This window comes from Gimesia sp. (assembly GCF_048260065.1).
GTDB lineage: Bacteria > Planctomycetota > Planctomycetia > Planctomycetales > Planctomycetaceae > Gimesia.
The window spans coordinates 339,309-364,339 of record NZ_JBLXHC010000007.1; the positions used below are offsets into that span (position 1 = coordinate 339,309).

20 protein-coding genes and 1 tRNA gene are annotated in these 25,031 nt (G+C 51.0%); 4 read left to right on the plus strand and 17 right to left on the minus strand.

Annotated features, from left to right (window positions below):
- Positions 1-3: 3 nt before the first annotated feature.
- A complete protein-coding gene (locus ACN0YN_RS15705) occupies positions 4-252 on the minus strand; it encodes a zinc ribbon domain-containing protein (protein ID WP_417385966.1) in 249 nt (82 codons plus the stop codon).
- 360 nt (positions 253-612) lie between these two features.
- Between ACN0YN_RS15705 and ACN0YN_RS15710 the strand changes: the two genes are divergently transcribed.
- On the plus strand, positions 613-1,524 hold the full coding sequence (locus tag ACN0YN_RS15710) for a DUF1559 domain-containing protein (RefSeq protein ID WP_417385967.1): 912 nt from the start codon (positions 613-615) through the stop codon (positions 1,522-1,524).
- Positions 1,525-1,608: 84 nt separating this feature from the next.
- On the opposite strand, the gene hslU is transcribed toward ACN0YN_RS15710, so the two are convergent.
- The 11 genes from hslU to ACN0YN_RS15765 form a co-directional block, all read right to left on the minus strand.
- Positions 1,609-2,973: an ATP-dependent protease ATPase subunit HslU gene (gene hslU / locus ACN0YN_RS15715; protein ID WP_417385968.1), complete on the minus strand. Its 1,365-nt coding sequence runs from the start codon at positions 2,971-2,973 to the stop codon at positions 1,609-1,611.
- Positions 2,961-3,521 (minus strand): ATP-dependent protease subunit HslV, encoded by a 561-nt coding sequence (gene hslV, locus ACN0YN_RS15720; protein ID WP_417385969.1) that lies wholly within the window; start codon positions 3,519-3,521, stop codon positions 2,961-2,963. Before hslV ends, hslU begins: the two co-directional genes overlap by 13 nt.
- A 392-nt stretch (positions 3,522-3,913) precedes the next feature.
- Positions 3,914-5,332, minus strand: coding sequence for a DUF1501 domain-containing protein (locus tag ACN0YN_RS15725; protein WP_417385970.1), 1,419 nt, complete (start codon positions 5,330-5,332; stop codon positions 3,914-3,916).
- A 56-nt stretch (positions 5,333-5,388) separates the two neighbouring features.
- Positions 5,389-7,884, minus strand: coding sequence for a PSD1 and planctomycete cytochrome C domain-containing protein (locus tag ACN0YN_RS15730; protein ID WP_417385971.1), 2,496 nt, complete (start codon positions 7,882-7,884; stop codon positions 5,389-5,391).
- Positions 7,885-8,110: 226 nt separating this feature from the next.
- On the minus strand, positions 8,111-9,253 hold the full coding sequence (locus tag ACN0YN_RS15735; protein WP_417385972.1) for an aminotransferase class V-fold PLP-dependent enzyme: 1,143 nt from the start codon (positions 9,251-9,253) through the stop codon (positions 8,111-8,113).
- A gap of 29 nt (positions 9,254-9,282) precedes the next feature.
- Positions 9,283-10,092 carry an IclR family transcriptional regulator gene (locus tag ACN0YN_RS15740; RefSeq protein WP_417385973.1) on the minus strand — a complete coding sequence of 270 codons (810 nt, stop codon included), beginning with the start codon at positions 10,090-10,092 and terminating at the stop codon, positions 9,283-9,285.
- A 242-nt stretch (positions 10,093-10,334) separates the two neighbouring features.
- Positions 10,335-10,829: a hypothetical protein gene (locus tag ACN0YN_RS15745; RefSeq protein WP_417385974.1), complete on the minus strand. Its 495-nt coding sequence runs from the start codon at positions 10,827-10,829 to the stop codon at positions 10,335-10,337.
- A gap of 24 nt (positions 10,830-10,853) precedes the next feature.
- The gene (locus ACN0YN_RS15750) at positions 10,854-12,383 is read right to left on the minus strand and encodes a SpoVR family protein (RefSeq protein WP_417385975.1); all 1,530 of its coding nucleotides are present in this window, start codon (positions 12,381-12,383) and stop codon (positions 10,854-10,856) included.
- A 70-nt stretch (positions 12,384-12,453) separates the two neighbouring features.
- Positions 12,454-13,560, minus strand: coding sequence for a DUF444 family protein (locus tag ACN0YN_RS15755; RefSeq protein ID WP_417385976.1), 1,107 nt, complete (start codon positions 13,558-13,560; stop codon positions 12,454-12,456).
- Positions 13,561-13,663: 103 nt separating this feature from the next.
- Positions 13,664-15,724 (minus strand): PrkA family serine protein kinase, encoded by a 2,061-nt coding sequence (locus ACN0YN_RS15760; RefSeq protein ID WP_417385977.1) that lies wholly within the window; start codon positions 15,722-15,724, stop codon positions 13,664-13,666.
- A gap of 654 nt (positions 15,725-16,378) precedes the next feature.
- On the minus strand, positions 16,379-17,698 hold the full coding sequence (locus ACN0YN_RS15765) for a neutral/alkaline non-lysosomal ceramidase N-terminal domain-containing protein (protein ID WP_417385978.1): 1,320 nt from the start codon (positions 17,696-17,698) through the stop codon (positions 16,379-16,381).
- Between the two features lie 202 nt (positions 17,699-17,900).
- Between ACN0YN_RS15765 and ACN0YN_RS15770 the strand changes: the two genes are divergently transcribed.
- Positions 17,901-18,899 (plus strand): adenosine deaminase, encoded by a 999-nt coding sequence (locus ACN0YN_RS15770; RefSeq protein WP_417385979.1) that lies wholly within the window; start codon positions 17,901-17,903, stop codon positions 18,897-18,899.
- Positions 18,900-18,917: 18 nt separating this feature from the next.
- On the opposite strand, the gene ACN0YN_RS15775 is transcribed toward ACN0YN_RS15770, so the two are convergent.
- The 3 genes from ACN0YN_RS15775 to ACN0YN_RS15785 form a co-directional block, all read right to left on the minus strand.
- The gene (locus tag ACN0YN_RS15775) at positions 18,918-19,673 is read right to left on the minus strand and encodes a hypothetical protein (protein ID WP_417385980.1); all 756 of its coding nucleotides are present in this window, start codon (positions 19,671-19,673) and stop codon (positions 18,918-18,920) included.
- A gap of 62 nt (positions 19,674-19,735) precedes the next feature.
- Positions 19,736-19,809: transfer RNA gene (locus ACN0YN_RS15780), tRNA-Arg, on the minus strand.
- Between the two features lie 103 nt (positions 19,810-19,912).
- Positions 19,913-20,404, minus strand: a complete 492-nt coding sequence (locus ACN0YN_RS15785) for a DUF6717 family protein (RefSeq protein ID WP_417385981.1) — start codon at positions 20,402-20,404, stop codon at positions 19,913-19,915.
- A 143-nt stretch (positions 20,405-20,547) separates the two neighbouring features.
- On the opposite strand from ACN0YN_RS15785, the gene ACN0YN_RS15790 reads away from it, so the two are divergent.
- Together ACN0YN_RS15790 and ACN0YN_RS15795 are read left to right on the plus strand one after the other, a co-directional pair.
- Complete coding sequence (locus ACN0YN_RS15790; RefSeq protein WP_417385982.1) at positions 20,548-21,012, plus strand: hypothetical protein; 465 nt, start codon at positions 20,548-20,550, stop codon at positions 21,010-21,012.
- A gap of 5 nt (positions 21,013-21,017) precedes the next feature.
- Positions 21,018-21,290 (plus strand): hypothetical protein, encoded by a 273-nt coding sequence (locus ACN0YN_RS15795; RefSeq protein WP_417385983.1) that lies wholly within the window; start codon positions 21,018-21,020, stop codon positions 21,288-21,290.
- A 161-nt stretch (positions 21,291-21,451) separates the two neighbouring features.
- Here ACN0YN_RS15795 and ACN0YN_RS15800 read toward each other — a convergent pair whose 3' ends face one another.
- Together ACN0YN_RS15800 and ACN0YN_RS15805 are read right to left on the minus strand one after the other, a co-directional pair.
- Positions 21,452-22,471, minus strand: coding sequence for a phosphatase PAP2 family protein (locus ACN0YN_RS15800; RefSeq protein WP_417385984.1), 1,020 nt, complete (start codon positions 22,469-22,471; stop codon positions 21,452-21,454).
- A 347-nt stretch (positions 22,472-22,818) separates the two neighbouring features.
- Positions 22,819-24,900 (minus strand): LTA synthase family protein, encoded by a 2,082-nt coding sequence (locus ACN0YN_RS15805; protein WP_417385985.1) that lies wholly within the window; start codon positions 24,898-24,900, stop codon positions 22,819-22,821.
- Positions 24,901-25,031: the final 131 nt, after the last annotated feature.

The window sequence follows — 25,031 nt, forward strand, 5'->3', positions numbered from 1 at the left end:
AGATTACGAAAGAAATATGAGGGCAATAATGGTCGCGATGACACCCACGATTCCCAGCGAGACCCACCAGCGGGGACGCTCGCTGAAAGGATGAGTGTCCACGCTGATATATTCTCCACAGACGGGACAGGCAGGCGCTTCTTCATACACGTCTGTTCCACAGTTGGGGCAGACGATGGTTGATGTCTCCTCATCAAAATCCGACTCGTCCGGGTAATCGGCATCATATTCTGATTCCCAGTCGTCATCCACGCCCTGCTCCTTCACGATGGTATAATCTGTCTGAACCTGAGAGTAATGTTCAGTAAACTGACACGATGAACCGTTAAAAAATCTGCGATAAGTTCATATCGCGAGAATTACGCAATCAAATTGAAAAAAATGAATTTTTCTGCGTGAGATTCGCTCTGTTTTCGGTATTCAACACTGAAGCGTTAGTCTGCAGAGTTGAAATCAGCTCCGTCAGCCGCTTCCCGCGTCTTTCATATCGGTACTTATAGATATCGACCCCACAAAAGAGTACCAGAAACCCCGCCGTCTTTCATCTTGCAGGCATCAGTGTCTGCATTCTATTTCAATACGTTTCACAATTTTAACGACTGGAGAGTCAAGATGCAGCCCCGGAGCAAATCCGCGTCGGTTCAGAGAACCGGTTTTACCCTGATTGAACTTCTTGTAGTGATCGCGATTATCGCCATTCTGATCGCATTATTATTACCGGCCGTGCAGCAGGCACGGGAAGCTGCTCGACGCAGTACCTGTAAGAATAACGTGAAACAGATCGGACTGGCGTTGCACAATTACCATGAAACGCACCGTTGCTTTCCTCCAGGCTGGGTTCAACGCTCAACTTCTGCTTCCTGTCAACCATCTTCAGTCAGCACTGGCAGCTGTCTGCCTGGCTGGGGCTGGGGAACCATGTTACTGCCGTTTATTGATCAGGCAAACATGTACAATGCACTCAATGTAAAAGGCACACACCTGGTGCTCACTCCTTCAGATGAATCCAAAACCACGATCCCGCTGTTTCGCTGTCCTTCAGATACCGGCAGTCCGTTGAATTCCGATCGAGGCGGACACGCAACATCGAACTACAAAGCCGTGTATGGAAGTCGTGGAATTGGAACGACGGTCAACTCCAGCCCTCATAATGCAGCCGGAGGCAATGGTTCCTTCTGGTCCAACAGTAACACGAAACTGCGCGATCTCACCGATGGTGCCAGTAACACCATGCTGATCGGCGAAACGGCACGGGGACGCGTAGGCTCCGTCACCTACAATGGAGGTATCTGGGTCGGTTACTACGATAACGGCAAAACTGCTTCCGTCGTATGGAAAATGGAGAACCATCCTTCTTCCCTCATCAACGGAACACTGGCCTGGGCTTTCAGCAGTCAGCATACCGGGGGAGCCCACTTCCTGCTGGGTGATGGCGGCGTCCGATTCCTCAGTGAAAACATTGACGGAACGACTTATGAAAATCTGGGAAAAATCAGCGATGGAAAAGTAATCGGCGAATATTAACAGTCGGCTGATTGGAATAGCCTTAAACAAAAAACTCCCCGGTTCAAAAGAAACGGGGAGTTTTTTTATGGTTACATTCCCAGATTAAAGAATGAACTTACTGAGGTCTTCATCTTCCACAATCGAATGCAGTTTCTGTTGAACATAGGGAGCGTCGATCACAATCTTTTTCGTTTTGAGATCGGGTGCTTCAAAGCTGACCTCTTCCAAAAGACGCTCCAGAATCGTATGCAGACGACGGGCACCAATATTCTGCGTCGTCTGATTCACTTCAAACGCAATTTTTGCCAGCTCTTCCAGACCATCCTGTTCAAACTTGATCTTCACGCCCTCCGTTTCCAGCAGCGCCTGATACTGCATCGTGATCGAACTGGTCGGCTCGGTCAGAATTCTGAGGAAATCATCACGCGTCAGTTCCTGCAGTTCAACTCGAATCGGGAAACGCCCCTGCAGTTCGGGCATCAGGTCGGAAGGTTTCGTACGATGAAAGGCACCGGCGGCGATGAACAGCATATAGTCCGTCTTCACCGATCCACTCCGTGTCTGCACGGTCGTCCCTTCCACAATAGGCAGCAGATCGCGCTGCACTCCCTGGCGACTCACATCTCCACCGCGATTGCCCCCTTCTTCCGATGTGCAGATCTTGTCAAGTTCGTCGATGAAAATGATGCCGTTGCGTTCCGCCAGTTGCACGGCTTCTTCGGCAATCGCATCTTTATCCATCAAGCCTTCGACTTCCTGTTCGAGCAGAACACCACGTGCTTCTTTCACCGACATTTTGCGATGCTTACTCTGCTGAGGCATGATGCGTTCAAACATCCCCTGCAGATCCACGTCCATCTGATCCATTCCCATGTTGGAAAAAACCTGCACGGGTGAGCTTTTCTGATCAACGGAGATTTCCACTTCTTTCTCTTCCAGTGCTCCCTGGCTCAGCATTTTCCGAAACTTGTCGCGGGTCCGTTCGTAGCGTTCCTGCGAATTTTCTTCCTTGCCGTCATCGGTAGATTCACTGTAAGACGCTTCCCATTCCGGCCGGGGAATCAGCAGATCGAGCAGTCGTTCTTCGACGCGGACTTTGGCTTTGTCGACCAGTTCAACCCGTTTCTTTTCGCGAACCAGATTTTTCGCCGAGTCAACCAGATCGCGAACCATACTTTCCACATCGCGCCCATAGTAACCCACTTCGGTATATTTGGTCGCTTCGACTTTGATGAAGGGGGCATTGATCAACTTTGCCAGCCGACGTGTAATTTCCGTTTTACCGACACCAGTCGGCCCGATCATGATAATATTTTTAGGCGTGATTTCATTCCGCAACTCATCAGGCAGCTGCTGCCAGCGCCAGCGGTTTCGCAAGGCGATCGCGACAGCGCGTTTGGCGTCATCCTGACCGACGATATGTTTATCCAGTTCCGCGACGATCTGTCGAGGTGTTAACTCTTGCACTGCAGCTCCTCCACGATGATATTATTATTCGTATAGATATCGATGTCTGATGCGATTCCCAGCGAAGTCTTTACAATTTCTGCAGCCGACAGTTGGGAATGTCCGACCAGCGCCCGGGCTGCCGCGGTCGCGTAGTTGCCACCGGAGCCGATACCGATGATTCCGTCCGAAGGCACCACCACATCCCCCTGACCGGTAATCAACAGGCTGTGTTCGTCATTCACGACGATGATCAACGCTTCCAGCTTTCGCAGTACGCGATCCGTGCGCCAGTCGCGTGCCAGCTCGGTTGCCGCCCGGGGCATATTACCCGGATAATCCCGGGCTTTGACTTCGAAGCGTTCCAGTAGTGAAAACGCATCGGCGGTCGAACCGGCAAAACCACAGACAACCTGCCCGTCAAGAATCTTACGAATCTTGCGGGTATCGCTTTTCATCACCGTGTCGCCGTGAGTCACCTGTCCATCTCCGCCGATGGCGACCTGACCGTTATGACGCACTGTTAATATCGTTGTGGAACGCCATTTCTTTTTATCTTTGGAACCCATATCACTGTTTTCATAAAAAAATTGCTGAAGTTTCAAGCGATAAACTACCGCGGCATGACACCATAGAACAGTCCCACCCGACATGCAAGCTAATGCGAAAGGGATAGCAGAAGTAACCTGTTCGTGGCTGTATCATACTGGATCAGGCTGCCTTATCGCCTTGAAGACATTATATACCGGAACATCAACCTGCGATCATAGTCTTTCCGGAACACGTTTTTCAATCGCAGCTGACTCACATGTTAACTGCCTGATGGTTACAGAAACGGATTCTACAGCCGTTCCGATCAGGAAATCAGCACTTTTCTGAAGCGGAAAAGCAAAAAACCCTTCTTCACAGGAAGAAGGGTTTTATTTGAACAAGTGTTTTAGACAGTTAGTCTGCCTGCAGACTATGCCAGAATTCCGTGAGCCACATGGCCGGCCACATCGGTCAGGCGGAAGTCACGGCCCGCGTATCGGTAGGTCAGTTTTTCGTGGTTCATACCGAGCAGATGCAGCAGAGTGGCATGGAAATCGTGAATGTGCATTTTATCTTTGGCAGCATAGTAACCGAACTCATCGGTGGCACCATATTTGAAGCCGGACTTCACACCACCGCCGGCAAGCCACATCGTAAAGCCTTCCGGGTTGTGATCGCGTCCATTTTTCCCCTGTGCCGTCGGAGTCCGACCGAACTCGCCCCCCCAGATGACCAGGGTGTCTTTCAGCAGTCCACGCTGTTTGAGGTCATTCAACAACCCGGCAATGGGCTTGTCGACTTCTTTGGCATTTTTTCCGTGCCCTTCCAGCAGGTTGCCGTGCTGATCCCACTGCACTTTCTGGTCGCTGTGTGAAACCTGGATAAAACGCACACCCCGCTCGGCAAAACGACGGGCCATCAGACACTGTCGACCGAAATCAGCGGTTTTCTCTTCATCCAGTCCGTACATCTTCATGGTGGCTTCGGTTTCGCCGGAGATATCCTGAATCTCGGGGACTTCTTCCTGCATGCGGAACGCCAGTTCGAACGAGCCAATGCGGTCGTTCAGAATCTGATTGGGGCCGGTCTCTTCCTGGTGCATGCGGTTCAGATCGTTCAGGAAATCTACCTGTTTCCGCTGAACTTTGCGGGAGAGAAAATCATTTTTGATATATTCAATCTGCGCTTGTTTGGCAGCAACCGCCGCATTCCCCAGCGGTGTCCCCTGATAGGGGGCCGGCAGGAAGGCAGAACTCCAGTTCTTCACACCGCCGTGAGCCAGAGTCGGACAGATCGTAATGAAGCCGGGCAGGTTCTGATTTTCAGTCCCCAGTCCATAAGTCACCCATGAGCCCATACTGGGACGCACGAAGGCATCGCTGCCTGTATGCAGTTTGAGTAACGCGCCCCCGTGAGCCGCATTGGTACCGTGAAGCGAATTGATGATACAGAGATCATCCACACATTCCGCCACATTCGGGAACAACTCACTGACATGGATACCACTCTCGCCGTACTGTTTGAACTTCCAGGGAGACTTGAGCAGGTTACCGGTCGGAGCAAACTGCACCCGTGGTTTTTCAAAGGGGAGTGGCTTGCCGTCATATTTCTGAAGTTGCGGTTTGTAATCGAACGTATCCATGTGGGAGGGCCCCCCCTTCATGAACAGGAAAATCACCCGCTTGGCCCGAGGCGTGAAGTGCGGCTCTTTCGGTGCGAGAGGGTCATTCGATTTCGCAGCCTGGGCTTCGTCGTTCAACATGGAGAGTAAGGCGAGATTCCCGAAACCGACGGCTGATTTCTTCAGCAGATCACGACGGGAATATAATGATTGAGGTAGGATACTCATAACGTGTCTCGTTTGATGATTGAACAGTTTCAGTTGGTTCTGGTTTTACATCCTGTTTATCGCAGATAGATAAATTCACTCGATGCAAAAATGGATTGACAGAGCACCTGCCAGGAACGGGTGATTCGTTTCTCGGAATCAGCCTCTGTTGCCTGCAAATCTTTTTCCAGTTCATCCAGGAACTGCAGTGACTTGCTGATTTCCATCTCGGTCGGCTGCCGTCCATAGGATTTCAGGAACAGTTCCTGAATCTTCTGATCGGGGGATAACGCCGTCTGATGTAATATATTTTCTGCCATCCGGTGTGATGCTTCTTCTACCAGTTCGCTGTTTAACAGAAACAGCGCCTGTGGCGCGACTGTTGTCGAAGAACGATCGCCGTTCAAGACACTGGCATCCGAATAATCAAACAACATAAACATTCCATACAGGTGATTGCGGATCACAGGCAGATAAAGGGAACGTCGATTAAAATCATAAGTCACCCCGTCTTTTGATTCGTGATTGAAGACGAACTCACGATTTCCGACACTCAGCAATGAGCCACCCAGCGACATATCCAGGCCCTCACTGACGACGAGAATCGAATCGCGAATCGATTCTGCATCCAGGCGGCGTACATCCGCACGCCACATCAGCTTGTTGTCCGGATCGACGGCAGCGGCCTGTGAATTGAATTCGCTGCTCATCTGCCAGGTGTTGGAGAGCAGAATCAGACGATGGAGTTCCTTGAGGGACCAGCCTTCATCCATCAGCGTGGCAGCCATCCAGTCCAGCAGAGGCTGATTGGTCGGCTTGGCTCCCAGTTTTCCAAAGTTATCCGGCGTAGCGACAATCCCTTTGCCAAAGTGCCAGCGCCAGACCCGGTTCGCAATCACGCGTGAAGTTAAAGGATGCTGTCTGCTTGTGAGCCATTCAGCGAACTTCAGACGACCACTCTGTTTTTCAGGAAACGGATCCTGTGGCTGCTGACTCAGGACAACAGGGACATGGCGGGGCACGGTTTCCCCCAGCGTCAGATGACTGCCGCGAATATGAATGGGAACGTCGGTGGTCTCCCGTTCGGCTGCCCCCATTGCTGTGGGAACTTCAGGCCGTTCTTTTTTCAGTGATGCAACCTGGTCGCGCAGCGCTTTCAATTTTGCCTGGACCTCTTTGGAATAAGAGGCTTCCGGCTTGGCGGGAAGTTTGAAGTCTTTCCCCCCCTCTTTAACCAGCCGTTCATTTTCTGATTTGACCAGCACGGCAATTTGATCTTCTTCTGCCTTGATCTTCTGATCCCAGTCTGCCTGTACTTTCAGTTCCGCTTCTGTCGCGAGCGAGTTTTCGTTCCAGCGGCCGATTGTCTTGTAACTCTCCATGATTTTGGTGCTTTTCAAGATCCCTGCCAGACCATAATAATCGTTCGCTGAAATCGGATCGAATTTGTGATCATGGCAACGGGCACAGCCGAGTGTCATGCCCATCAGCGAAACGCCAATAGTATTGATCTGCTCGTCGATGATGTCCATTTCCATTTTGGTTTTATCGACTTCGGCTAGAACTTTCGGACCTAATAACAGGAAACCGGTGGCTGTCAAACGCTCATTGCGTTCGACAACATCTTTCGCTGGCTCCAGCAAATCACCGGCGAGCTGCTCTTTGAGGAACAGATCGTAAGGCTTGTCTTTATTCAACGCATTCACGACATAGTCGCGATATTTCCATGCGGTCCCATACGCCACATTCTCGTCCAGGCCATTTGAGTCAGCATAACGGGCAACATCCAGCCAGTGGCGAGCCCAGTGCTCGCCGTAGTGCGGTGAAGCCAGCAGACGATCCACTACTTTCTCGAAAGCATCAGGCGAGGAGTCGTTCAGAAAGTTTTCGATTTCCTGTGGCGTCGGAGGCAGGCCGGTCAGATCAAAAGTCGTCCGCCGAATCAACGTCCGTTTGTCTGCCGGTCGCGCGGGAGTCAATCCAGCCTGTTCCAGTTTTGAGAGGACAAACTGATCGATGGGATTTTTGACCCACGATTTCAATTTGACTTCTGGCAGCGCCGGTTTTTTCACTGTCTGGAACGACCAGAACTCACGTTCTTTTTCCAGATCGTATTTACCCTTATCGCTGGGGGCACGCAGCAGACTTAAATCGGCATTGGGATAAGGTGCGCCCATCTTGACCCAGTTGGTCAGATCGGCGATTTCCTCTTTACTCATTTTTTCGTCGGGAGGCATCTGCAGATCATTGGACTGATAGTTGACGGCCGTGATCAACAGGCTCTGCTCCGGTTTGCCGGGCACGATCAGGGAACCTGCTTTGCCTCCCTCGGCAATGCCTTTGAACGTATCGACGCGCAAACCGGATTCCTGCGTATCCTCGCCATGACAGTCATAGCAGTGCTTGATCAGCAGGGGACGGATCTTCGCTTCAAAAAACTGGATCTGTTGCTGGTCGGGTGCTTTCTCGGCAGCCTGAAGTGGAGAGAAACTCACTGCAGCGAGAACGATTAATACTCCGCATGAACCCTGTTTTACGAAAGTACAGAAACAATCTCGTAAACGAGCAGACATCTTCATGATTTTTCCCAGCAGTTTCAGGTAGGAACCACACATTGAATCAGTGGAGCGAGAGTCTCTCACACCAATAATGAGCGGCTATTGAGTGAAGGTAAGAACTTTTGAAGAATGAGCTTATGTCTTACCTCTATTATATGTCTTCAGGTCCAGAAGTCAGCAAAAATACTGACTTAAAACAATTTCTCAGCGACTTTTTAAACGTCTGACAGCCATAAACCACCTAATTCCCAACATAACTCTTCGCAAGTGCGTGATTCAGTTCACTCAGAAACGTCTCTACATTTTCCATCGTATTATAACCGTGCCAGGCCACACGGATGCGTCCGGCGTGATACATGGGGTGAATTTGTTTACTGTGCAGATGCTGATAAATGCGTTCCGCTTCGGGATGACGAAACGCGATAATTCCCGCCAGTTGTGCGGGATCGCGAGGCGAAATCAACTCAACGGATGCCTCTTTCAGCCCCTCCAGACAGGCTTCCACCAGCGGTGTTGCCGCGCGATTGATCTCTTCGACGCCGGTTGTCGTAATGTAATCTAAAGCCGCTCTGATGGCATAAACGGCAGGATAATTGGGCATCCCCACCGTAAAGCTGGCGGCACCGGGCAGGCTCTCCGCGCCTTCAAACCGCTGATCACCGAATGCATCTTTGAGATTGAACCAGCCACCAGCGGGAACCGTCCAATCCCGGGCTTTGGCAGAAGGGACTCCGACCAGTCCCCCGCCATGCGAAGCGAGAATCCATTTATGCGTACTGCTGACAATCAGATCGATGTCCGTCAGATCGAGCGGTATCCGCCCCAGAGCCTGGGTCACGTCCAACGCAATCAGAGCGGAAGAATTTGCACGGATGGTCTGAATCACATCCTGCAGCGGAATTTTATAACCATTGAAAAAGCTGACCAGCGAAATACTGACGACCCGGGTTTTGTCACTGAGCAGCGACTGCAGATCTTCGAGATGCAACTCCCAGTCGCACGACTTCCAGACCTTCACAGTCGCCGGGCAACTCTGCTGCAGGCCAAAAGTATAGCTGGCAGGAAAATCGAGATCGCTGACAATGATTTCATCACCGGTTTTCAGTTGCAGCGCCTGGTAAGCGAGATTGAAGGCTTCTGAACTGCAGGAGCAGATACTGACTTCATCGGAACTCAGCCCATACATTTGAGCCAGCAGCTCTTTGGCAGCGTCCCACTGGGCTTCATGCAGTTTTCTGCCATCCATGCCCAGCAGTTTATCCTGAAAATACTGCTGAAATGCAGCTCCGACAGCTAATGGGGGAATCCCTTCTGCCGCCGTATTTAAATAGACGCGTTCCCCTAAACTGGGAAAGTCCTGATCTCGCGTTGACTGGTCTAACATGAAAACTCCGTTCGATTCACCCGTTAATATTATTTGCCGCCAGCAGCAGGGGCATCCTGTTGACTGATCGTGGTCGTCCCGAACTCACTGGAAATCGCCTGCGAGCACTCCAGCATGGCAGCGGAAATCCGGGCACTCTCATCCGCTTCCCCTACTCGCAGAATATGGGAAACGCATAAGACGGCCAGCAGTCTGCCATCCGCGCCGAGAATTGGTGTTGCTGTATCCTGGACGCCGACAATCAGCGTACTTTCCATCGTGCGGAAACCGGACTGCCTGATGCTGGCAAACTCGCTTTCCCACTTCTTAATCAGATCAGCCGGCTGATCTGACTGCTCCCAGTATTTCTGACGCTGATCGGCGGTATGAAACGCCAGCGCGACATGGCCGCTGTTGCGTTCGTGCAATTTGAAGCTGGCACCGATGCGGACCGCCAGGGAGACGTCGGCATCGCAGTCGACACGGGCGATGACCAGCATCTTATTGCGGACGACCAGATTCAGATGACACGATTCATTGAGCTCGTTGGTCAGCGATTCCATGTGAGGCGTTGCCCGGGCAATCAAAGCTTCGGTGCTGGCGTGTTTTGCCCCCAGCTCAAACAGCTTGGTGCTCATCCGGTAGCCCTGATTGGCATCCCGGATCAGGTAACCCTGCTCATTCAGACAGGCCATGACCCGGAACAGCTCCTGTTTCGTGCGTCCCAGACGGTCTGCAATGTCCGTTAAAGAGAGGGGCTGAGAGATCCCGGACAGGAGCTCCAGCACTTCCAGACCCTTTTCCAGAGCCGGTACCCGGTACGATAATCTTGATTCGGTGCGCTCTAATGTTTTACTCATGAAATAAGATTTTACATATAAAACACCGTTCGTCAAGCACGAAATGCAAATTTACAGGATGGACCTATCCTCAAAAGAGAAAACACCTTAGGTCACAGGAACCTGAGGTGTTTTACGGGAAATCATTACTGGATCAGACTGTTTCCAGCTATACGATAGCGTCTCCAGGGCCATTTGAGACGAGTAGATCAGATTGAACGACGCTAGGGTTAAATGCGATGCGTTCCAGATACTGCCGGTCGTTACGGAACCGTATTCACAAGGTCTTCCACGAGCTTTTTGAGAACCTCGTGAGTCACCTGTAAATCGACCTGGGTGCGACCGGTCTGCCCTTTCTGAGACTCAAAGCGTTTGAGGCTGAAATTACCGTTCGCGTGGGAGGACAGAATCACTTCATAAAAGCGGGTGCCGGCCGGCTTCTGGTCCGGAGGCGTCGATCGGATGAGCACCTGCCCGGCATCTTCGTCGTATTCCAGGGGGCCAATATTCTCGAGCAGGTAAGTGATCCGCTGGCAGAGCTTCTGCCCCCACTCTTTGAGTTTGTCGAATGTGGCCTGTGATAACGCAGGGACATTGACGCGGATTTCCTGGAAGGAACAGCTCATGGTATCGACGGAGGTAAAATCGAGCATGACTTCGATCTTACCTTTCGCAGCGAGTGTTACCGTGCGAGGCTGTGCAGAATGAAAGCCGACCAGTTGAATCAGTTCATGATTGAGTTGATTTAATACAGTCATAGGGAAATCCTCCCGACGAGGATCTTATTTTTTCTCTTTGGAGTTCGTGGAGTGTTTTTTACCGTCGTAGCTCAGAATCGTGGGGCGATCGTCAACGACGGTTTCGATATTCACGGGGCGTTTCCAGATCGTATGCAGGTTGGCCAGTGTATCCTGAGCATAATCGAGTTTGAGCTCGACACCCAGATACTCATGTTCCAGGTAGAGTTCGCCCCGGTTCTTGTAGTTGGCATCCTGCACATAAATCACAGGACGTCCATGATTGCTCAGGCTGTTCAACAGCTGCTGCTTGATCTGCTGAAATTCTCGTGACTGAATTTCGTAGGTTTTATTGGAATCATTATAGGCAAACGAAAACATTTTCTGCTTATAACAGAACTCGGGGGTCAGGAAGGTATCAATAAAAGTAATGTCATTATGAATCCGTCTGACCTCAAAGATCTTTTCGCGGCCCAGGCCCAGATCCTGATCCCAGTGCTCTTTCTTGTACATGTCGGTGCAGTTATCGTACTCCGGTCCGAACTGTCCTTTATTCCAGCGTTCTTCGATGTCTTTGAGCAGTTCAATCCCCAGTTTATACGGATTCAATCGATTCGGACTGGTTGCCATCGTGCCACTATGATGATCGGCATAGTTAATGAGCCCTTCATCGGTCAGACCGTGTCGCGTCATGATCGTCGAATGCCAGAAGCTGGCCCAGCCTTCATTCATGATTTTGGTCTGTCCCTGCGGAGCGAAGTAGCAGGCTTCATCGCGAATGATGGTCAGCACATCCCGTTGCCAGTCTTCCAGGGGCGCGTATTGAATGAGAAAATACAGGACATCCCGCATCCGCTCTTTGGGAAACTTGAGCTGATCAGAGAGTTCCCGCGCTTTCTGTCGTTTCTGACTGGCTTCTTCCTCAAGCACTTCTTCAGGATTGATATAGCGGTCCATATAATACTTGGCCGGAAAACGTCCGCCGGTACTTTCTCTTTCTTCATCCGTCCGTTTCTTTGTCTCTTCTTTCGTTTCCGTTTTCTGAATTCGACGGATATGCGGTGCATAGGGGTCGATCAGACTTTCCAGCGACAGACAGGTATCGATGAAGGTCTCGACTACTTCATAGCCGTGATTGTCAATATGGCGATTCATACGAGTGGCATGATTGGCCATCTGGTCCAGCATTTTCCGGTTTGTCTGCGAGAACCAGGCGTTGTTCTTAAAAAAATCACAGTGCCCATAAACGTGGGCAATCACCAGTTTCTGGTCGGTGATATCATTCGCACTGAGCAGATAGGCGTAGCAGGGATCGGTATTGATCACCATTTCGTAGATTTTCTGCAGGCCGTAGGAGTAGCCTTTCATCAACTCATCGTACTGAGCGCCGAACCGCCAGTGCGGGTACCGAACCGGAAATCCGCCATACGCGGCGAACATGCTCAACTCTTCATAGTCCAGGACTTCAAAGATCGTTTTGAAGAAGTCCAGGCCGTAATCGAGCGCATGCTGTTCCATTTCCTGCTGGATATCGCTTAACTCTTGCGGCAATGGGCGATGAGTTGTAACTACCATAAAATTCTCCGTCAGCTCTTAAAGTCTGTTTCATTATACGCTGACTGCATGCTGTTGAGTTCAACAGTTTTTATTTGCCGGTTCCCAGGAATGTTTTGATGGAACCGTAGATTGCTTCTTTATCATCAATTTCTGAAAGGATCAGATTATCGAACTCCTCTTCCACCTTGCGAAGTTCTTTAATGAAATCACCCGATCCATACGGACTGCGGACCTGCCCGTAACAGAACAGGTTACAGATCGGGAACAGATTCTGCTTGAGGTTTTCGATGCAGTCCGAATTGTCTTCGCCCCAGTTGTCTCCATCCGAAAACTGAAAACAATAGATATTCCACTGTGAAGGGGGAAAATCCCGTTTGATAATGTGGTCGGCTGCCCGGTAAGCGGATGAGATACGCGTTCCGCCGCTCTCTCGAACGCGGTAAAACGTATCTTCATCCACTTCATGAGCAACAGCATCGTGCACAATATAACGGCGTTCAATGCCGTCATACTGACGCTTGAGCCAGGTATCAATCCAGAAGGCTTCCGTACGGACAATCTCTTTCTGCACGTCTGTCATCGATCCGGAAACATCCATCATGTAAATGACGGCCGCGTTCGTATGCGGCTCGGAAACCGTTTTCCAGCTGCGAAAGCGTTCGTCGTCTTTCATCGGAACGATTAGCGGATTCTGGGGATCGTAATTGTTGGTGGCGATCATCCGCCTGAGTGCTCGTTTATAAGTGCGTTTAAAATGACGCAGAGAATCCGGGCCGGTAGGACGGATTGAGGTATAACGGTCTTTTTGTGAAGTGAGGGCATCTTCCCCCTTGGGTTCAATCCGCGGGAGTTCAAGTGCTTCGCCGAGCATGTCGGCCAGTTCGTCCAGCGTTAATTCGACTTCGCGAATATGCTGACCGCGTTCATTGCCGGCCTGACCCGGGCCGTCGCCATCCCCTTTACCTCGTCCAATGGGCTGGCCGACTTCGCCTTCACCCTGCCCGACACCACCACTCCCTTTTTCGCCGTGCTGGAAATGGGGAATCTCGATATTGGGAACCGGGATACTGACGGTCTCGCGGCCTTTGCGACCAATCATTTCACCATGATTGATGTATTTCCGGAGCTGTTGTCGGACCTTCCCTTTTATAATTTTATCGAACCGTTGCTGGTCACGATCAATTCTTCGCACCATGGTATCGAGCCCCTTTCAGAACAGGGAATCAGAGTGAGTCGGCTCTCATTTAATTCCTTCTTATCCTGGGTTAGTTTCATTCTCCTTCAGACGAACTCATGAATCAGGCGGCGTCGCTGTTCTTTTTGGTATCGCCGCGAGCAAAAATGCTGGCAACGTACTGCAGAACATCGGTCGCAGATTCTTCGTCGTAACCGTAATTTCGAATGAGTCGTGCTTTGACGATGTCGATCTTTTCCTGCGTTTCGGAATCGACCACATTGGAAACCAGACTGGTCAGCTTGATCGTATCCTTCTGGTCCTCGAACAGTTTCATTTCGAGGGCCTTCTGCAGACGATCATTCGTTTTATAGTCGAACGATTTGCCGTCCAGCGACAGGGCACCAATGTAGTTCATGATTTCGCGACGGAAATCATCTTTCCGGGTGTCCGGAATATCAATCCGTTCTTCAATCGATCGCATCAGGCGTTCATCCGGTTCTTCATATTCGCCGGTGAATTTGTTTTTCACACGTTCTTTCTGCGTGTACGCCTTCACGTTGTCGAGGTAGTTGCCGCACAGTCGTGTGAGTGCTTCCTCGTCGGCGGCGATCGCACGCTGGACTTCGTTCTTCACGATGTCGGTATATTCTTCCTTTACCACGGTGATGAGCTGACGGTAATGATCACGCATGTCATCATTAGCAATGAGCGAATGGTGTTTCAAGCCTTCTTCCAGTTCATTCAACAGCATGAACGGATTCAGATTGGAACTATGCGAGTTGACCACCAGGGCGTTTGAGATTTTGTCCTGCACGTAGCGGGGAGAAATGCCAAACAAACCTTCCGACTTGGCTTCCTTGCGAAGCTGCTCCACGTTTTCGGTGGTGAAACCCGGCAGGGATTTTCCGTTATACAGATTCATTTTCTGGATTAACGTCAGTCCGTGATGCTTAGGCGTTTCCAGTCGTGTGAGGACGGCCCACATCGCGGCAATTTCCAGAGTATGCGGGGCAATGTGTTTGCCGCGAACCCGTTTGGAATTGTAATCTTTCTCGTAAATCTTCACTTCTTCACTGAGCTTCGTGACGTACGGCACATCGATTTTCACCGTACGGTCGCGGAGTGCCTCCATGAATTCGTTGGACTGCAGTCGACGGTATTCCGGCTCGTTCGTATGGCCGATAATCACGGTATCGATATCAGTCTGTGCGAATTTCTTCGGCTTGATTTTGTGCTCCTGTGAAGCCCCCAAAAGGTCGTACAGAAACGCGACGTCCAGTTTGAGGACTTCGATAAATTCAATCAGTCCGCGGTTAGAGACGTTAAACTCGCCATCGAAGTTAAACGCACGCGGATCACTTTCACTGCCGTACTGGGCGATTTTTCGATAATTGATATCGCCGGTCAGTTCGGTAGAGTCCTGGTTCTTTTCATCTTTAGGCTGGAACGTACCAATGCCGATCCGGTCCTGTTCGGAGAAGGTGATGCGTCTCACCACGATCTGATCCATGACTTTGGTCCAGTCGCCATTGGCTTTCTCGAGTCGTTCATTGAAGATGAAGCGACTGAGCGGGCAGACTTCGCCGGTGATTTCCACGCCGTAACCGGGATCTTTATCGGGATCACGACCGGCATTCAGATAGTCGCAGATCTCCTGACGGTTCTTGAGAGGCACCAGTTGCAGCGGGTCGCCGTTCATCGGGTCCCAGAGGATTGTGCCGTCTTCCTCTTTCCAGCCGAAACTGTAGAGGGCACCGTCTTCGGTGCGGGAATAGCGTTCGAGCCCCTGCTTGAGCAGACGGGCAATTGTACTTTTAGAACTTCCGACCGGGCCATGCAGCAACAGCACACGTCGCTCGCTGCCATACTTGAGGGCGGCCGACTTGAAGACGTTGACCAGTTCCATCAGCGGTTTGGAGAGTCCAAAGATCCCGTCCTTGCCATCGTTGACGGGGTCGTCAAAGAAGCGATAACGGATCAGGCCTTTTTTGCCTTCGACCGGGTAGGTTCCATAGCTCATGATCATGTCATAAACGCGCTGGAACGCCGTTCGTGTTACCCGGGGATCCTGTCGAACAATATCGAGGTACTCGTCAAAGGAGCCCTGCCAGTGTTCCTGAAGAAATGAGTCCGCATTCAGCTGACTCGAGATTTGATTTAAGATTGATCGACCATTTTCCATGGGAATCCTCCTCCTGGCGTTACGAGTGGCATTCCTGCCCGTCGATTTATTGGCCAATTAGTTCGAGGTAATTTGATAAGGTTAATTTTTCTAAAGTGCGAGAGCCTTTCACTATGTCCAGAAATTTCAGTATCAAACAGACACACATGGCGCAGGGATAGTTCCCCCATTAACAATAAAATTGAAATAATGAGGTTGTGAAACGACCATCCATGGCCAACACCTAATTGTAAAAGTGGGATTATCGTGTGGACGTGACTCGAGCATTTTCAGGGCATGCCACACAGGAATGTAAGGGACTTAATATCGTGTTTCGAGCGTTACTATTATTTCCCACGTCTTTATTTGAGACAATACCAATATTCAACTCTGCTATTTTCGCCGCGAAAACCGGCAGTATCTGGCCGACTTTAAGTGACTGCTTGATAACCAGTTAGTAAAACATACCAGAACACGAACTGTTTCCGGGAATACGCGTGGGGAACGCCTGAACGGACTTGTTCCATGTCGATTAGACAGACTGGATTTGCTTACTTTCAGAAAAAGCGACCCGCTTCCATAAGTACTATTCTTACGTAAAAAACGGAGCAAACAGTAAAAGTTTTTTTCTCATTTTTTACTGAAGCGTTTGCCGGTCTGAAGCAGGAAAGTCGATCAGGGTTTCAGCAGGGAATGGACCAGCTGAATGATCCGGTCTTCGACACCTGGTTGAAAGGGACCATGAATGCCGAAGTACTTCATGGCACCACCCCCTTCATAGCCTCCTTCTTTCAGAACCCGTTCCGAGGGAACATAAGCGAAGACTTCATTACAGTAACCTGCGACCCAGATCTGGCGTCCTGCCAGTTCCTCATGCAAACGGATGGCGTAATCAATGACGGTCTCCCCGCCCAGACCAATGAGTGTCAGATCATCACCAAACTCAATTACCTGGACTGAGAACGGATACGAAGCGGGAATGGTTCCCTGTTGATCCAGTTGCTTCAGCAGGTGATTGGTGAGTCGTTGCGAATAGATGTCCCCTTGCCCCTGTTGTGCCTGCAGTTCCTCGCGTGACGGCGGTTTGACAAATGGTAAATCGGTCCGCTGGAATTTCACACTTAAAGGACCGTGAAGTGGCTTCAATGGCTTATCTATAGCCCGCGTGACTGCAGAGGCCAGCGAGCGACCATGCTGCTCTGCCAGTTCCCGGGTACCGCGGGGATCGGGATTCGCATCGCCGCCACAGCCCAGCAGGAACAGCGCGGTGACACCGGGATACTGTTTTTCCAGATCAATCTGCGCAAAGCCGGCGTAGTCACCACAGAACTCAAAAAATGCCAGAGTGGTATTATGGCAGGCATAACCAAACAGAATCGCGCGGAGCTTGCCTGCCGGATCACTGATTTTGAGAACCGGCACCGTATGATCAACGGGGCCATCCGGGTTAATGCGACCGCGACGGTTAATCGCAAACGTGGCCCGGTCTTCTCCGTAACTCAACAGGGCCGGTTGCAGTGATTTACTGGCGGAAACGATCACTTTCACCAGTTTCTCTTCGAGTGTTTTCGCATAGTCATCGACGTCCTGCTGCTGATCGGGAGTAAAATCATAAGCCAGGGGGGCACAGCCACGCACGACCGGAGAACAATGCGTGTGCGAAGAATTGAGCAGGATCTGCTCGCGGGAAATTCCTGTCTCCCGCGCAACCCGGGCACCGACGGCATCCGAGAGCTCCCGCGTCAAGCCGATCAGATCCGTGGTGACAATCGCTGCCTGGTTTCCTTCTTTGTCCTTGAAGACAATCGCTTTGGCCCATAAAGGATGGGTCGTGTCTTCCGCCGGTTTCTTGCGCGAGGCATAACCGGCCAGCCAGATTTTTTTTGCGGGTGTGATATCAATTCGCGCCACGCCAACCTGCCAGTCAGAGGCGTAAAGTGGAATCTGAAAACAGACCACCAGCAATATCAGCGAGGACAGGATCGTTCTTAACATGCAGTCACCTCATCGTTGTGCAACCGGAATGAGTCTAGTGGGAGCGGCTCACCTGAGTCTTCGAAGCTGATTTATCCTAACATGGTCTCAGCCGAATGCGAAGTCTGGCGGGCTCTGTCATGCTGTTGACAAACCAGGGACACGAGCTACCATGTCGCCAGCAACCACTGTCTGCAGATACCATTCACAACGGAGAGAAGCCATGGATGAGTTTATCGCCCGCCTGCCTAAAGCAGAACTGCACCTGCATATTGAAGGGACTCTCGAACCGGAACTGGCGTTTCAGCTGGCAGAGAAAAACCGGATGACACTCCCCTTTGCCTCGGTGGAAGAGATGCGGGCCGCCTTTGATTTCAGCGATCTGCAGTCGTTTCTGGACCTGTATTATGCTTCGGTGAGCGTCGTCTGCAGCGAAGAAGATTTTTACGAACTCACCATGGCTTACCTCAAAAAAGCCGCCTCGCAAAATGTGAAACATGCGGAAATCTTCTTCGATCCCCAGACCCATACCGCCCGTAACATTCCCATGGACACCATCGTCCATGGAATCACGGCGGCGTTGAAAGACGGGCAGAGTCAACTCGGCGTCTCATCAAAGCTGATCCTGAGTTTCCTCAGACATCTTTCTGCCGAGTCAGCGATGGAAACACTGGAGCAGGCTGCGCCCTTCCGCGATCAGTTCATTGGCGTGGGGCTGGATTCCTCGGAGTTGGGGCATCCCCCTTCCAAATTTGTGAAGGTTTTTGAGGCGGCCCGCCAGCAGGGATATCACGTGGTCTGCCACGCGGGGGAAGAAGGTCCCCCCGCATACATTACCGAAGCACTTGATCTGCTGCACGCGGAACGCATCGATCATGGCGTTCGCTGCATGGAAGACCCGGATCTGGTCAAACGACTGGCCGCGGAACAGATCCCGCTGACGGTCTGTCCCCTCTCCAACGTGCGATTGTGCGTCTTCAAGACCATGCAGGAACACACCCTGAAACAGATGCTGGACGCGGGTCTGCTGGTGACCGTCAATTCTGACGATCCCCCCTACTTCGGCGGTTATGTGAATGAGAACTTCGCTGCGATTCAGGAAGCCTTTGACCTGTCCCAGGATGATCTGATCCGACTGGCCCGTAATTCATTCGAAGCCTCATTCCTGTCTGATGAGGAAAAGCAGACCCTGATAGCAGAACTGCCCGTCACACCGGTTTGATCGACTCTGCAAACGCGGCTATTTAAGTGTATCCAGCACCTGGTTCAGATACTGCTTCACCTGGGGATCGACTTTTTCGTACCCTTTGTCCGAACGGGGCTGTCCCATCGCGTGCCGCATCGCATTGTGCATCAGGTAGCGGCCGGTATCCGTTTTCATGTGAATCGCATCGCGGTAGATGTCGGTAATTTCGTCAAACGGGGCCTTGTTGTTTTTGATATCCGTATTCACCTGATCCAGCAGATCGATGGCATGGGTCTGTTTGAATTTCCGATCGGGGTATTTTTTCTGCAGCGCCGCCAGCAATGCATTGATGTAAGCGGGGCTGTGCTGCAGTTTGCCGGTGACATCCTGACTGGCATATTCTTCTGCACGCGTCTTACTTCGTGCCCAACCGGTATGAATGATAAAGACCGCTTGGGGCTGCATCTCCACCCATTTGGATATCGTGGCGAGATCTTCTTCCAGCGTCGAACCGTAGTGCGGTTGCACTGAAATCAGATCGTACTGTTTTTCCTTCAGCGCCTGTGGCCAGAGGGTCGAAGTTTTGACGCAGGGCATTTCCGGGTGCGCCATGATGTAAGGCAGACTCTTCCCACAATCCACGTGCCACTGCACATCTCCATCCAGGAGCAAGGGAGCAGTATCCCAGGTCAGCGAATTTCCGATCAGGTAATAACTTCTGGCTTTGTCTTCCGCGTGGAGCACTGTACCAGTCAGAACAAAACAGAGCGTAATAAAACTGACAGCAAACCTGGAGAGCGATGTGAGCATCTGATCTGGTCCTTCGTCTATTGAGAAGTAATACGCAGAATGAGGATTCCCTGAGAAACACATACCCCCGGCAGGGTTCGAACCTGCGACCTATGCTTTAGGAAAGCATTGCTCTATCCAACTGAGCTACGGGGGCTGAGTGATCCTAATATAGTAGGGGTTCAGGGCGTTCGTCAAACGTCTGCTCTGCCGGAATTGAGAGTGACACCAAAAAGAGAGGGCAGGCTCACCTGACCTGTTCATTTCATAGGTTCGGCTTTGACGTAGAGCTCTTTGGGGGCGGTTTCGTAATATTTGAACATGGCCGGGCAGATCCAGCCTTCCATGTCGGAATCTTCGAAACGGTAGTAGTTCCCTTCTCCATCGCCGCGGAGCCAGACCAGTTTTTTCTGATACTGTGGAAACGGTTTGGACGAGAACAGCAGGCGGAAGCCCTGATCTGCGTCGGGAATGTCTTTAACGATTACATCAATCATTTCCGGTACGCCGGCCACAAAGGGTTCCTGTACCAGGCCGGCCGAACGGTCGTCAAAAACCCAGGTCCCCTGATGTCGATAGGGAGCGATCACCATAATTGCATTTTGCCGCGGCAGGGAATTTCCGAACGGCAGCAAATTGAACTGCCAGGCAATCACAACCGCGAACAGTATCATTCCAATCGAGATCAGATACATGCGACGCCAGTGAATCTGTGGTGGAGCCGTTGTCTGTGCGATGTTTTCTTCTGACATGAATGTTTCCTTCGATGGGATTTACCAGTTACCCGTTTCTAACAGTTTAACCGATTGTCCGTTGAAAGCGAAAAAATTGTCTCACGTTCACTCGATTGCCGACATTAATTAAAGAATCATTTTTTTAAACGGGATCAATAAACGTGTCGAAATTTAAGTCCATTGCCCCTGTGAATGTCAATCAATGGATCGCCGCATTCTGTGGAATAATCCTGGGATTGTTCCTGGAAGCGATTATCGGCGGCTATTCCTGGATGGAGACCGGACCGATGATCCGGTTTCAGAGCGGCGTCCGTCTGCCGATCATCGGCCCGCTCGTGGGTGGAGCGCTGGCTTACCTGTTTGGCCTCCGGTTTGGACAGGTTAAAATACAGGGGGTACTGAAGCATTTCCTGATCGGAGCAATCGTCGGCTTGCTGATCGGTTATGGACTGGGAGTCTGCGTGCTGGCACCGCTGCTGGCCCAGCGTGATCCGAACTATCAACTTTTCAGCAGTAAGGTCAGCGCCGGTTATACACGTTTTTTTATCTTGAACGGCATGCCTGTGTGTGCGATCATAGGTTGTGTGTTGGGATTGATCTATAGTGTGAAACTCAAACGACGGTGAACGTCATGCGTCTTATCCTGGATCGTACTCGCCCTATTTTCTCCCGGGCGATCTTTTATGGCGGGCTGGGAGTTTTATTCCTGCTGGTGGGCTATGTCATCAGCGTCGGTCCCGTCTACGCTTTCATGAATCACCATCCTGATATCGTCTCAATTGATATGAGATGGCGCATCATTTCTTTCTATTCCCCCCTCTATATCCCCTGTGGCCAGGATTGGATCAGTTCCATCACTGTAAAATATATCGGGTTTTGCCATTCGCCTGCATTTTATTATTGAAACGTGCGAAGAATTGAGAAGATGAAACAGTACACTGTTTCTGGATTCAACCTGCTTAAAACCACTGAATCCGTTCGAAGAACCTTTTTAGATCGGACTTGACGAAGCGAATAACTCAGAAAAGATCAGAACCCAAAAGACAGTTTCCGTTTCAATTCCGATCACCAGTTGTATTCAAAGCCCACCCCATTCACCCCGGACCAGGATATTGGATAGACACTCCAGTGGCGATCCGGATTTTGTGTCGCGTCGACAGCATTGGTTGCGATCCAGGCCATCCACCAGCCCAGAAATACCTGTGCGGGATAATGCCGATTGTCATTGACGCGGGAGAGGGGCGCCAGTGTGGAACCGGCGTAGAACGCCAGCTTGAGCAGAGGCTTATCAGTCACTTTGGCAGCAGCGAGAAACGGAATGGCCCCCATAAAGCTGTGACCACTGACCCCGTTATTATCCTGGAACGGCTTCCATTTTCCATTGGCCGAAGTTTCCCCCGGACGCGAAGCACCGGTGACTAACTGCATCGCCAGCATGGGGGGCGTACCAACGATGACGGCGCGGATCGAGCGTTCGCCCCATTCCCCCGTCCGATTGACGAGCGGAATTTGTTCAAACATCGCCCCCGCCACCCAGGCCGCCGCGAAAACAGGCAGCGTGTATCGGCCATTCCCCAGTTCTTTCTGTGCATGAAATGTTTCGAACCACTCATCAGAGGAAGCGCTCAACACACTCGATTGCAAGTGGTTCTGGATGCCGCCATCCAGAGAAGTATTGGCGATAATCGCCCCCACTCCAAAACCACCTGCCAGCCAGATCAGTGATTCCTTCGAGTAATAGTTGGCATGGTCCATCTTGACTTTACTCCAGAGTGTCAGCCGCTCACTCTCCATCTCGGCTTCGAAACTGGGATTCACACAGCCAAAATCTCCCAGAGGTTCTTCCGACAGAAAACCGGTCACAATCACCGATGCAGGCAATTCGTCGGGTAACTCTTCCTCAGCCTGTTGACTTTGATCCCACGCTGCGTGGAGGGGATCCAGCCAGCTTGAACCGGCAGGATCGTCTCCTCGCAAAACGGCAAGACCGATCTCCGCTTCCTCATCAGAGACAGATGGTTCTGTTTTATGCCGCTGATCCGGTGTGGTCTCGTGTGATGCCGACTGTGAGTGTCTCGAAGGCAAACGGGACCATTTCTCCCTCTGGGAACTCTGAGTCGAAACACAGCCCGTCAACACAGACAGCGCAAGCAGAAACAGTGACATCAGCAGGAGACGTACTGAGTTTGGACTGCCAGCGCAGTTTGTCTGTAATTTCCGTGACAGAAATAGTTTCATCGAATATTTTTGACAGAGAGAAGCAGAAAAGTAAGTAGAAGTGTTGAGCGAAGTGAGATGAGAGGGGGAGAGTGTAAAGTGAAGAGCACCTACAGGCGCTCAAATTAAGGTGCGAGTGAAACGAAGTTGTGGCAGCAAGCAACAACACTCAGGAGTACACGTTTCACTTCGCACCAGGAATTCCATAGAGCTTGTTAAATCTCTTGATCTTTCGATGGGCTATTTTGTGGATCGGGATACCAGCGGTCGGAATAATACAGTTCAAACGCCGCCTGGAAAAATGCCACGGTATTGTGCAACATCTCCTGATCGGGAATTTTCTGTTGATTGAGTTGATGAGTGGCTCGATCCAGCTGAAAGCCTTCTGATGACTTCCCGAACCCCAGCACGACCATGCGATTTTGGGAATCGAGTAATGCGACATCATGGTTATGCTGCATGATAGCCCGTCCCTTCTGCGGGTCTGTCTGCAGGACATCATAACCAAAGAAGACCGATCGATAATCGCTGCCCAGCCGTCCCATGATGGTTGGCGCGATATCAAGCGAACAGGCCAGTGTGCTGCAACGCATCCCTACGGGTTTCCCACCTGGTTGAATCATCAGGACCGGCACCCGGTAAGAGCTCATGGGAAACAGCTGGCTGCCGGATACCCGGGCTCCATGGTCTCCCATCACGACAAAAATGGTGTTCTTATAGAAATCATGCGATTGTGCTTCCCGCAAAAAATAACCGAGTGCCCAGTCTGCATATTTCACTGCGTTTTCGCGCGTCTGCTCCTGTTCCGGGATACGGCCTTCCGGGTAGGTATAAGGCCGATGATTGGAGACAGTGAGAATCGTGGCAAAAAACGGTCGTCCGGTCTTTTCCAGGCCATCCAGCTCTGTCAGCGCCTTGCGAAACAGGTCCTCATCGCTGACTCCCCAGGCATTCGCAAAAATGGAATCATGAAAATCTGACTGTTCGACAAAATGGTTGAAGCCATTGGCCTTCATGAAAGATCGTACGCCATCAAATAACCCGCGTCCGCCTGTCATGAACAGTCTCTCATAGCCTCGACCGGCGAGCACATTTGCCAGTGTGAAGACATGCTCTGAGTGATCCCGCTTGAGGATCGATTCGGTAGGAATAGGAGGCATGGACGTCATCACCGCTTCCAGGGCTCTCGCGGTCCGGTTACCGGTGGCGTAAAAGTTATCGAACAGCAGCCCCTGCTTCGTCAATTCATCGAAGTGGGGAGTCAGTCCCCGCTTATCTCCCAGCACTCCGATGAAGTCAGACCCCAGGCTCTCTTCCAGAATTAAAACGACATTATAATCCTGCTCAGGTTGCCCAGTATGGACGACGCGGTCAACGGGATTATTCGAAGACGGTTTGAGATCATGGCCGTCAGTGACAATCTGTTGTCTTAATCTCTGTTTGACTTCCGCATCAGCAATCGTCATGTAATTTTTGTTGTAGTCGAAGTGGCAGGTCCAGGCGTAATACACAAAGCTGTATAAGCCGTTCCAGGAACATTCATTGGCAACACGATCCCGTGAGACCTGTCGACTTTCGGCACTCGTGGATGACCAGAGGATTGCAATCACAGTCAGGCAGCTGAAGAAGATGCCATAACGTTTCTGCCAGTGCATGGAGGTTGAGACCCGTGAATGGAAATTCTTGCGTAACAGTATCCAGCTGCTGAAACCACACAGGCCCACCACCGCTATTAACTCGATCAACGGGTAGGATTCCCAGATGTTGCAGCAGACTTCCGTGGGATACACGATGTATTCAAAGGCGATGTAATTCAGCCGCGACTGAAATTCGTCAAAGAATACATATTCCGCGATACAGAAAAACGGGAGAAACAGAAAAGCGATGATCCAGGTCAGATCCAGCAGCAGGCGATTGATCCTTCCCTGCAGTCTCTGTTCTGACAGCAGCGTGATGTGAATTAACTGGGGGATCACAAAACAGAGCGCTACCAGCACATCATACTGGAATCCCACGAAAAACAGCTGCAGTTCCTGCCAGAGCGTCACCTTATCCAGACTGGTATAGGTAATCACCATCACAGTTCGCAATAAGAGTAAATAGGCAAGTGTCATTGCAAAGATCGTTACCAGGACGGAATAACGTCCCGACCAGTGATGAAAGGATGCTCCGATATTTTGAAGCGCTGCCAGTAGACCGGAATCCGTTCCGACTCCTTCCGCTGATCCGTCTGTTTCCTCTGCTTTGTTGCCTGACAGATTTAACGCTGTTTCTGCAGGTAAAACTAACTTAGACATAAATAATCACCCCTTTTATAATCTCATCCATGAAATCAGCAGGTTGAATTCCGAATTTTTTAGTAATTAAGGTTAAAAATTTTTACACTTTATGAAACGACACCCTGCCCGGCATTTCTGGCGGACACGTC

Coding starts and splice junctions, on each gene's coding strand:
- ACN0YN_RS15725 (WP_417385970.1), bottom strand. CDS start 5,332: ATGAGTATCCTACCTCAATCATTATATTCCCGTCGTGATCTGCTGAAG.
- ACN0YN_RS15710 (WP_417385967.1), top strand. CDS start 613: ATGCAGCCCCGGAGCAAATCCGCGTCGGTTCAGAGAACCGGTTTTACC.
- ACN0YN_RS15730 (WP_417385971.1), bottom strand. CDS start 7,884: ATGTCTGCTCGTTTACGAGATTGTTTCTGTACTTTCGTAAAACAGGGT.
- hslV (WP_417385969.1), bottom strand. CDS start 3,521: ATGGGTTCCAAAGATAAAAAGAAATGGCGTTCCACAACGATATTAACA.
- ACN0YN_RS15805 (WP_417385985.1), bottom strand. CDS start 24,900: ATGTCTAAGTTAGTTTTACCTGCAGAAACAGCGTTAAATCTGTCAGGC.
- ACN0YN_RS15775 (WP_417385980.1), bottom strand. CDS start 19,673: ATGCTCACATCGCTCTCCAGGTTTGCTGTCAGTTTTATTACGCTCTGT.
- ACN0YN_RS15735 (WP_417385972.1), bottom strand. CDS start 9,253: ATGTTAGACCAGTCAACGCGAGATCAGGACTTTCCCAGTTTAGGGGAA.
- ACN0YN_RS15750 (WP_417385975.1), bottom strand. CDS start 12,383: ATGGTAGTTACAACTCATCGCCCATTGCCGCAAGAGTTAAGCGATATC.
- ACN0YN_RS15740 (WP_417385973.1), bottom strand. CDS start 10,092: ATGAGTAAAACATTAGAGCGCACCGAATCAAGATTATCGTACCGGGTA.
- ACN0YN_RS15745 (WP_417385974.1), bottom strand. CDS start 10,829: ATGACTGTATTAAATCAACTCAATCATGAACTGATTCAACTGGTCGGC.
- ACN0YN_RS15755 (WP_417385976.1), bottom strand. CDS start 13,560: ATGGTGCGAAGAATTGATCGTGACCAGCAACGGTTCGATAAAATTATA.
- ACN0YN_RS15770 (WP_417385979.1), top strand. CDS start 17,901: ATGGATGAGTTTATCGCCCGCCTGCCTAAAGCAGAACTGCACCTGCAT.
- ACN0YN_RS15765 (WP_417385978.1), bottom strand. CDS start 17,698: ATGTTAAGAACGATCCTGTCCTCGCTGATATTGCTGGTGGTCTGTTTT.
- ACN0YN_RS15795 (WP_417385983.1), top strand. CDS start 21,018: ATGCGTCTTATCCTGGATCGTACTCGCCCTATTTTCTCCCGGGCGATC.
- ACN0YN_RS15785 (WP_417385981.1), bottom strand. CDS start 20,404: ATGTCAGAAGAAAACATCGCACAGACAACGGCTCCACCACAGATTCAC.
- ACN0YN_RS15760 (WP_417385977.1), bottom strand. CDS start 15,724: ATGGAAAATGGTCGATCAATCTTAAATCAAATCTCGAGTCAGCTGAAT.